Source organism: Candidatus Desulfolinea nitratireducens (assembly GCF_982879505.1).
The window spans coordinates 1-9,140 of sequence record NZ_CEYOSI010000143.1 but is presented as its reverse complement, the minus strand read 5'-3'; the positions used below and the strand labels follow the sequence as shown (position 1 = coordinate 9,140).

Here is a 9,140-nt window from a genome sequence, read left to right as displayed (position 1 = left end):
TATCAGTGGTTGTTCTGGCCGTCTTGCTCATCCTCGGCCCAATCATTGGTAACGTATTCACAGAGATTAATAGCACGCTCACATCAGCATAACTAGCAACAAGTAGTATTTTTGTGCTAAATAAAAGTGGTGCGCCTAAACGGCGCACCACTTTTTGTATGGCCTCATATTCAATTTGCGTTCCATGCCTCTATTGCCAGTGCCTGAAATATCTCCCGCGATAAGTCATGAAAATATTCGCGTAATAGCTACTTCAATATATCTGCAGCAGCCGCGGCCATCAACGCTGCTGCGCGCGGCAGGACGGCCTCATCAAAATCAAATTTGGGGTGATGATGATCGTAATCCAGTCCTTTATCGGGGTTTGCTGATCCGAGGAAGAAATAGCAACCTGGCACTTTCTCCATCATAAAAGCCATATCCTCTGCACCCATTGTTAAATAATTGCCGCTGTCAATTTCTGTCTCAGGGTATAGCATTCTGGCTGTCGCCTGCACACTTTCTGTGATATTTTTCTCATTGATCACGGCCGGGGATATCCGTTTCAGCTCGAGATCAACAGTGGATCCCATCGCGCTGGCTGTATTTTTTACAATTTCTTCAAAACGTTGGACGACTGTCTCCCGGACATCAGGATCAAAAGTGCGGATTGTACCGGTCATCTCCACTTTTTGAGGGATGATATTGAAGGCCTCACCCCCCTGTATGCTTGCCACCGTTATAACGGCTGGTTTCAGCGGATCTACATTTCGGGCAACAACGCCCTGCAGCGCGTTCACTATCTGGGATGCAGCAAGGATCGGATCAACGGAAGCCTGTGGCATCGCAGCGTGTGCCCCCTTCCCATAAACCGTGATTTTGAAATATTCTGCTCCCGCCATCTGCGGGCCTGTGCCGATGCCCAGCCAGCCAAGAGGCTTTGAATTCCACAAATGCAGGGAGAGGGCATAATCCACTTTGGGGTTTGATAAAACACCCTCGTCCATCATTTGTTCTGCCCCGCCCATACCCTTTTGACCGATCACACCCTCCTCTGCTGGCTGAAAGACAAATTTTACGGTTCCGGCCAAATCATCTCGTACCTCGTTGAGCATTTTTGCAACAGTCAGGCCGATAGCCACATGACCATCATGCCCACAGGCATGCATGGTGTTGGGGGTGGTGGATGCGTATTCAGCGCCCGTTTCCTCATCAATGGGAAGGGCATCCATATCAAAGCGTAATAATAATACTGGTCCCGGTTTCCCTCCTTCCAAAAGGGAAACGACGCCTGTCCCGGCGATGCCGGTTGTTGTTTCAAGTCCAAGTTCGCGCATTTCATTGGCGACAATTCCTGCTGTGCGTACCTCTTGGAAACCCAACTCCGGGTGCTTATGAAAGTCACGGCGCATCGTTTGCGTATAGACAAATAGGTCTTGAGCTTTATTTTGAAAATCGGACATTTTACCTCATATAAAAAACGCTCAAGGAATATCCTTGAGCGCGATCTTGATGATTATCTACTCCACCGGATAACGTGGAAGTCTTCTTCGTAGCGGGGTGCCTCTTCGGTACTGTCTGAAGTTTTCCAACTATTTTTCATTCGTTCGATCAAGGCTTCCGGATCAGCTATTTGACTTTTATGTTTAAGTACCGCCTGAATTTTCCTGTCCCAGGTGTCGGTTACGTCCAACAGGGTATTGGCCTGGTTTGGGACTGATATCCAGACTTCGTTGGGGCGGTGGGGGGCTAACCCCTCTGCGAGGAGTTCAGGGAAGAAGAGATGGCTGCCTGATGCGGGAAAGACTGCATCCAGCACAGCTTGACCAGCAGCACGATGATCGGGGTGATTGAGGGGGTATCCCTCGCTTGGGAAGATATTGGTCGGGTCACAGGTGACGAGCACATCGGGGGCATATTGACGGATAGCGCGTACGACATCCCGGCGCAATGATATATCGGGAACAAGATAACCATCCGGGTGATCCAGGAAACTGACGGATTTTGCGCCAATGATCTTTGCCGCATTTTCCTGCTCTTTATGCCGAATCTGACAGAGGTCATCCGTGGAAATATTTGGATCTTCGCTGCCCTTATCTCCACAGGTAAGCAGGCAATAATGGATTTCGTGTCCCGCCTGAGCCCAGCGTGCGAGAGTGGCGCCGCAGAAAAATTCAGGGTCATCGGGATGGGCAAGGATTACGAGTATCTTTTGTGGGGATTCCCAGTTATCCGGGGTGGGATTGCTCATGCCTGGGTTTCTTGTTTTTCGTTTTTGTTCCCGCAGTCGCAGTCCTTGCCACAAGGTTCTTCGGCTTTTCGGCGAAGGGCTTCACGCTCATCCCAGGGTTCAATTTCATCACGATGGAATTGATGCCTTGCGCCCCGTACTTCATCATCCAGCTGGACAACAACCGTTTCGGTTAGGGGCATCAGGTCTACAACCCGACCTTCACCCTTGGGGGTAATGACGCGCTTTTTCCGTTTTGGCAGGGTTTTGCGGGCTTTGGCGTAAGCTTCATATTCAAATATCAGGCAGCAACGTAAGCGCCCGCACATACCAGTGATTTCTGCGGGTGCCAGGGAGATGCCTTGCGCTTTTGCCATTTTTATTGAAATTGGACTGAAATCTGTCAGGAATTTTGAGCAGCAACGTTGTTCAAGACCGCAAGCGCCTAAACCACCAAGAATTTTCGCAACATCACGAGGGCCAATCTGGCGCATCTCAATTTTTTGGTCTGAGTAAATCTTTTCCATGGAATTTCGCAGATTGTTAAGATTAACCTTTTCGTCGCCTTCGCTGCTGTAAAGGAAGCTCAAGCGTGAACCATCATAGTTAAATTCAGCTTTTACGATCTTTACATTGGGCAGTTTTAAATTGCTGGCTGCCTCGCGGCAATTGATCATGGCTTCAGTCTCTTTTGCATGCCATGTTTGGTTGAGAAGTAATTCTCGGGGGGTGGCAAGGGATAAGACCTTTTTCCAACCTCCTTTTGGGGGAGGCGGACTTTTCTCAAAGCGCTGAAGTACTTCACCAAGATGTTTTCCGCGGGAAGTTTCGACGATCGCGTGCTCGCCGACCTTAATATCTGGCACAGCACTGGAGTCGAAATGATAAATTTTACCAATTTTTGTAAATCGGATACCGATGATGTTTGATTGCATGGGAGCTATTATACCGTAAGCAGAAAAGGGCGGGTATTGAAACCTCGCCCTTATGATTTAATTATTCTGGCTTTAATTAGTCTGAAATGCTGATTTTCATAGCATCGCCGCTATCTTGTAATGCGGCCACACTGACAGCGGCTGCGACAGTTTCAGCAATTTCCTGCATTGCGATTGCAGCATCAGAATCAGGTTCTGCGATAATGGCAGGTAGACCTTGATCGCCAGCCAAACGGACAAAGCCATTCATGGGCACAGAGCCCAGGAAGGGGATATCAGCCGCTTCAGCGAAGGATTTCCCACCACCCTGACCAAAGACATCGCCAGTCATATTTTCGATCACACCGAGCAGGGGGACTTCCAGCGTGCGAAACATCCCCAGCCCGCGGCTTGCATCTTCCACCGAGACAGCTTGGGGAAGCGTCACCAGGATTGCGCCACTCAGCGGGAGAGATTGCGCCAGCGTGAGCGGAGCATCCCCCGTTCCCGGGGGCAGGTCGATGATCAGATAATCCAGTTCGCCCCATTCGACATCGCTTAGAAATTGTCGGATGGCGGAGTGGAGCATTGCCCCGCGCCAGATCAGTGGTTGACCTGGTTTGACGAGGAAGCCCATCGACATCACCTTGACGCCATGTGCTTCGGCAGGAATCAGTTTTGTATCGGTTGCGGGAGGCAATTTTTCGACCCCCATCATCGTTGGGATATTTGGGCCGTAGATATCTGCGTCAAGTAAGCCGACGCGCGCACCGCTATTTGCCAATGCAACAGCGAGATTAACTGCAATAGTCGATTTGCCCACGCCACCTTTACCGGACCCGACCGCGATCGCGTTTCGAATCGGCGCATCCACTAATCCGCGCAAACGCCCATCGTTGGGGACATCGGCATTCATATTGATTTTTATTTCTTTTACACCGGATATCGCATTGACTGCTTGCCGACAATCAGCCTCGATTTTGCCTTTTAACGGGCAGGCGGGGGTCGTAAGGAATACGCTGAAATTTACAGTATTCCCCTCGATAACCACATCCCGGATCATATTGAGGGAGACCAAATCCTGGTGCAGGTCGGGGTCCATCACGTTGCTTAGTGCGGCCAATACTGCTTCTTTGGTGATATTTTCTGTCATGACTACCTTCTTTTATTGAATGATGTTTAGATAATTTTATTGTTCTGATATTCTACCAATTAAGCCCTATTAATAATAGTCAGAGGCATTAACAATAGGTTAGAAAAAAGGTTGAAGGATATCGTTTGAGAAAAATCCTTCAACCTTTTATTTTAGAAAATCAGTGACTTAGTTTTCTTCGGCTGCCTTTGCAGCTTTTTCAGCCCTGGCCGCTGCCATGGCTGCTTTGGCCTCTTCCTTGGCTTTGCGGGCAGCTTCCTCGATGCTGTTGTTAATCGGACGAATTTCATCATAGTAGGTTGCAGATTTCATCAACTGCTCTTTGTCGAAGACCGTGCGCCCATAGGAAGCGATCTCGTAATCGTGATCCATTTTGATCGCATCAAAGGGGCAGTATTCGGCACAGAGACCACAGTTCATACAGATATCCACATCGATGACAAACTCTGCGGGATCGGGAATGGGGCGGCCGGTTTTCGGGTCATTCGAACGCACGATCCAGATGCACTGCGGCGGGCAGACTTTGGCACAAATTCCGCAGGAGGTGCAGCGGATAATTTCTGCACCATCCTCACCCTCATCAAAAACAAGGAAGGGGATATAGCGAAACTCTTCCGGCACAGGCAATTTTTCTTCAGGATACTGAATGGTGAAGATCCCGTTTGCATTCTTGCTGGAGCGATGGGCGATTCCCTCGGCGGTGTAATAACGTTTACCAAGCCATTTGATATCTTCCAGATAGGTGTTGACAAAGCGTTTTAAGGTGACGCCTAAACCTTTTAGGATACCTTTTCCATACATGGTTTCTTCTCCTATCGGTCTGTTTCGCCAAGCACGATATCAATCGAGCCAAGCACGGCGACGACATCGGCAATTTTCAGCCCAGTGCACATCGGACCAAATGCGGTCAGGTTAATAAAGGATGGGGCGCGGACGTGGTAGCGATAAGGGTTCGGTTTTCCGTCAGAAACGACATAAAAGCCAAGCTCGCCTTTCGGACCTTCAACGCGCCCATAAGCCTCACCAGCGGGAACGCGCACCTGATACTGTGGTTTGCCGGTTTGGATAGGACCTTCGGGGATTTGTTCAACAGCCTGCTGGATGATGCGCAGGGACTGGCGAATTTCATCCATGCGAATTATATAGCGGTCGTAAATATCGCCGTTATAGCGGACAGCTACATCAAAATCGAAACGGTCGTAGATGCTATAGGGATCGGCTCGGCGGATATCATAGGGGACGCCGGAGGCACGCAACATTGGGCCTGCTGCCGCGTACTTGATCGCGTCTTCAGCGGAGAGGACGCCCTGTCCAACACAGCGCGAGCGCAGGATTTCGTTATCGCTGAGGAAACGATCCATCTCGTCCACACGGCGGGGCAAACGCTCAAAGGCCAGGCCTTTGATCATTTCGAGGGATCCAGCCGGAAGATCGCGTGCGAGCCCGCCAAAGCGGAAATAATTGCACATCATCCGTGATCCAGAGACGATCTCGAAGATATCCAGGACCAATTCCCGTTCTTCAATCGCATACAGCGATGGAGTGAAAAAGGCGCCGATATCGTTGAGGAACATCCCGATGGCGAAGAGGTGATTCTGGACTCTGGTCATCTCGGCCATGATCACGCGAATATATTCTGCGCGCTCCGGGACCTCAATATTCATCAGCTTTTCGACGGCAAGAGCGTAACCAAAGTTATTGCTCATTGAGGAGAGATAATCGAGTCTGTCGGTGAAAGGCATATTTTGCAAATAAGTATTGCGTTCACCGATCTTTTCATGGTTGCGGTGCAGGTAACCCATGACGGGTTTCAGGCTGACAATGGTTTCACCGTCAAGGATAGTGGCGATGCGGAATACACCGTGGGTGGAGGGGTGCTGCGGGCCAAGGTTGATGGTGATATGATCAGTTTTCAGGCCGGTATTATCAACATCCTCGTATTTTGCGAGGGCGCCATAGAGGGCATCTTCGCCTTCGGGAACCCATTTTTCGGGATCGAATTTATCGGGATACTGGACGTTTGCCTGATAGGTAGCTTTTTCTTCGGAGCGGAAAAAATTGCCTTCGGGCCAGCGTGATTTGAAAGGCTTTACATCGGCTTCGTAATAAGCTTCCTTCCAATCCTTGCGCAGGGGATGGCCTTCAAAACCTTCCCAAAGCAGGATGCGGCGCAGATCGGGGTGTCCAAGGAAATTGATGCCCATCAGATCCCAGGCTTCGCGCTCCTGGAAATCAACACCGGGGTAGACATCCATCAAGGAAGGTACTTCGGCCTTTTTGCGGGCAACCTGAACCTTGAAAACAAGGCCGGGTCCGCCAATGGTTTTATAGGCATGATAGACAACTTCGAGCATCTCTTCGGCAATATAGTCAACACCGGAAACGGAGGAGAGATAGTCGAAGCCAAATTCATCGCGGAGTGCGGTTGCAACTTCAACCAGTTTGTCGGCAGCGACGAGATACCCTTCGTAGCCTTCGCGTTCATCGGCGACAACGCCTTCGGGGAAACGGGTAACGAGATCTAGCGTGGGGGCTTGTGCAGGGGTCACCATGATCAGGCCTCCTTCTTTGCATCACTAATCGCAGGAATATCGCGTTGGTAGATCAGGTCTGGTCCCAGGATCGGAATCGGGACAGCCGCCAATTCGCCTTTTTGATACCAGCGAACCTTTTTGATGGATTGCGTATCAATCAATTCCTGAAGTTTGATCAGGCCATTGATCAATGCCTGTGGGGTGGGTGGGCAGCCGGGAATATAGACATCCACGGGGATCAGCTTATCTACACCTGAAACCACGCTATAGCCTTCTTTGAACGGTCCGCCGCCAGAGGCGCAAGCGCCCATTGCGACAACATATTTTGGCTCAGGCATTTGATTGTAAAGACGAACAATGGTCGGTGCCATCTTCTTCGTCACCGTGCCAGAAACAAGCATCATATCCGCCTGGCGTGGGCTGGGGCGCATTACTTCCATCCCGAAGCGGGAGAAGTCATAGCGGCTGGCAGCGGTACAGATCATTTCGATGGCGCAACAGGCCAGGCCAAACATCAGCGGCCAGATGGATGAGCGCCGTCCCCAGTTATAAATACGGTCTATGGATGTGATCGAGACCGAGCCCTTTATATCATCAGGGATTTCATAACCCGGGGAGTTCAAATCCTTATTTTCCATGAAAACTCTCCTCATATTCTCCTCATTCCCCTTGTTGTCGGTGAAAACGGCGGGGATAAAGGGGGGCGATTTTTTAGCTCAAAGAATTTCTTCGAACCACTCTTGGTAAATTGCTAAAAGGATATCCTCGTTGACGAGTGCAGGATCATCCTCGAATTGCTTGAGTTCCAGGGTCCACGCTTCGATCATACCCAGCGAGACCTTTTCCAAATCCATATCGGGATGGGCCTCTTTCAAGGCCAGGGCGATAGCATAGGTTCCTTCCCAGGTAAGTGGATCAGTCATTTTTCTTCATCGCAAGTATCGTCATAATTAGCTGCGATTATAGTATCCAAGGACCTATAGGTCAACTGGGTTACGTAAATATATATTTGCAAAACCGTATTCAGGAGTATAATCACACTGTCTTTATGACAAGAGAATTCAGTCCCTGAGCGGCAAGGCCGACAGGGAGGAAAGTCGAAGGGCGATTATACAAAATCCGTTCTTCGACTGCATTTCTCGCTTAGGCCAGTTATTTCACTCAGAGTCTGGAAAATGCCTATGACAACAGCACGTCAACGGGTTTTTGCCTATATCCGCAAGCGGCGCGCCGTTTCAGCATCAGAGATCGGTCGGGATCTGGGGATGACCCAGGCCAACGCCCGTCATCATCTCTCCATATTGCAGAAGAACGGACAGATCGAGCTGGTTGGCCAGGGGAGTTCGGGAAAACAGGGAGGACGTCCGGTTAACATCTATGGTCTGGGGAGAGGCATCCTTGGGGATGGCTTGCCGGCGTTATCCGGGCATCTCCTCGATGAGTGGCTTGGCTCTGTTAGTGATCAGAAAAAAGCGACGCATCTGGAGAATCTTGCCAAACGCCTCGCAAATATGACTGACCGGAATCCAAAATCTCCAGATTTTGAAAAAGTCGCCTCTCCGATGATTCGATTAACAAAAACGGTAAAACGTCTCGATGAACTTGGCTATGAATCTCGTTGGGAAGCCCATGCACGCGGACCCCGCCTTATCCTTGGGCATTGTCCCTATGCTGCCATCATTCGTGAGCATCCCGAACTTTGCCAAATGGATGCATCTCTGCTAAATGAAATGCTTTCTCAGAATGTTACACAAGTTGCCAAGTTGGAGGGAGATGAGATTGGAAGACCCTATTGTGTGTTTGCGGTGGGATAAATTACACTTGGAATAAATATGATATAGAGTTTTGAAATCAAAATTCAATAGGAAGTTGTCTTCAATGCAAAAAATCCAGGGCGCAATCCTGATCATCATTTCATCCATTGCCTTCGGAACGATGGCAGTCCTGGCTCCCCTGGCTTATCAGGCGGGCACGACACCGATCACATTGCTTTTTTTACGTTTCCTGATCGCAGGATTGATCATGCTGATATGGATGTTGGTGGCTAGGATTCCTTTTCCAAAAGGTAAAACACTTCTCCTGTTGATCCTCATTGGAAGTATCTGGTATGTTCTCCAAACCCTGGCTTATTTCACAGCGCTCTCCATGACGGCGGCCGGATTGGTCGGACTGCTACTCTATCTATACCCGGCGATTGTGGCATTAATTGGCGCAATTGCTTATCGAGAACGTCTGAGCAAAGCCAAACTTGGCGCATTGGGATTGGCATTAATGGGGACAGCATTTACATTAAAGCCTGATGGAGATGGATTATCTTTGGGGATAATCCT

Annotated in this window: 10 protein-coding genes and 1 pseudogene; 2 read left to right on the top strand and 9 right to left on the bottom strand. The window is 49.7% G+C overall.

The window, feature by feature from the left end:
* Positions 1 to 248: 248 nt before the first annotated feature.
* The 9 genes and pseudogenes from AC3DOM_RS12360 to iscX form a co-directional block, all read right to left on the bottom strand.
* Positions 249 to 1,442 carry a M20 metallopeptidase family protein gene (locus tag AC3DOM_RS12360; protein WP_487919353.1) on the bottom strand — a complete coding sequence of 398 codons (1,194 nt, stop codon included), beginning with the start codon at positions 1,440 to 1,442 and terminating at the stop codon, positions 249 to 251.
* Between the two features lie 53 nt (positions 1,443 to 1,495).
* Complete coding sequence (locus tag AC3DOM_RS12355) at positions 1,496 to 2,230, bottom strand: PIG-L deacetylase family protein (RefSeq protein ID WP_487919352.1); 735 nt, start codon at positions 2,228 to 2,230, stop codon at positions 1,496 to 1,498.
* On the bottom strand, positions 2,227 to 3,144 hold the full coding sequence (locus tag AC3DOM_RS12350; protein WP_487919351.1) for a PSP1 domain-containing protein: 918 nt from the start codon (positions 3,142 to 3,144) through the stop codon (positions 2,227 to 2,229). The genes AC3DOM_RS12355 and AC3DOM_RS12350 overlap by 4 nt, the downstream gene beginning before the upstream one ends.
* Positions 3,145 to 3,220: 76 nt before the next feature.
* Positions 3,221 to 4,276 (bottom strand): Mrp/NBP35 family ATP-binding protein, encoded by a 1,056-nt coding sequence (locus AC3DOM_RS12345; RefSeq protein WP_487919350.1) that lies wholly within the window; start codon positions 4,274 to 4,276, stop codon positions 3,221 to 3,223.
* Positions 4,277 to 4,444: 168 nt separating this feature from the next.
* Positions 4,445 to 5,077: a 4Fe-4S binding protein gene (locus tag AC3DOM_RS12340; protein ID WP_487919349.1), complete on the bottom strand. Its 633-nt coding sequence runs from the start codon at positions 5,075 to 5,077 to the stop codon at positions 4,445 to 4,447.
* Between the two features lie 11 nt (positions 5,078 to 5,088).
* Complete coding sequence (locus AC3DOM_RS12335; protein ID WP_487919354.1) at positions 5,089 to 6,192, bottom strand: NADH-quinone oxidoreductase subunit D; 1,104 nt, start codon at positions 6,190 to 6,192, stop codon at positions 5,089 to 5,091.
* A gap of 252 nt (positions 6,193 to 6,444) precedes the next feature.
* Positions 6,445 to 6,828: pseudogene (locus AC3DOM_RS12330) on the bottom strand (NADH-quinone oxidoreductase subunit C); the annotation flags it as partial.
* A gap of 2 nt (positions 6,829 to 6,830) precedes the next feature.
* Positions 6,831 to 7,448: an NADH-quinone oxidoreductase subunit B gene (locus tag AC3DOM_RS12325; RefSeq protein ID WP_487919348.1), complete on the bottom strand. Its 618-nt coding sequence runs from the start codon at positions 7,446 to 7,448 to the stop codon at positions 6,831 to 6,833.
* 78 nt (positions 7,449 to 7,526) lie between these two features.
* Complete coding sequence (gene iscX / locus AC3DOM_RS12320; RefSeq protein ID WP_487919347.1) at positions 7,527 to 7,733, bottom strand: Fe-S cluster assembly protein IscX; 207 nt, start codon at positions 7,731 to 7,733, stop codon at positions 7,527 to 7,529.
* Positions 7,734 to 7,991: 258 nt separating this feature from the next.
* Here iscX and AC3DOM_RS12315 point away from each other — a divergent pair, with 258 nt between their 5' ends.
* Positions 7,992 to 8,624, top strand: coding sequence for a helix-turn-helix transcriptional regulator (locus AC3DOM_RS12315; protein WP_487919346.1), 633 nt, complete (start codon positions 7,992 to 7,994; stop codon positions 8,622 to 8,624).
* Positions 8,625 to 8,688: 64 nt separating this feature from the next.
* On the top strand, positions 8,689 to 9,140 hold a 452-nt coding region (locus tag AC3DOM_RS12310; protein WP_487919345.1), incomplete at its 3' end, for an EamA family transporter.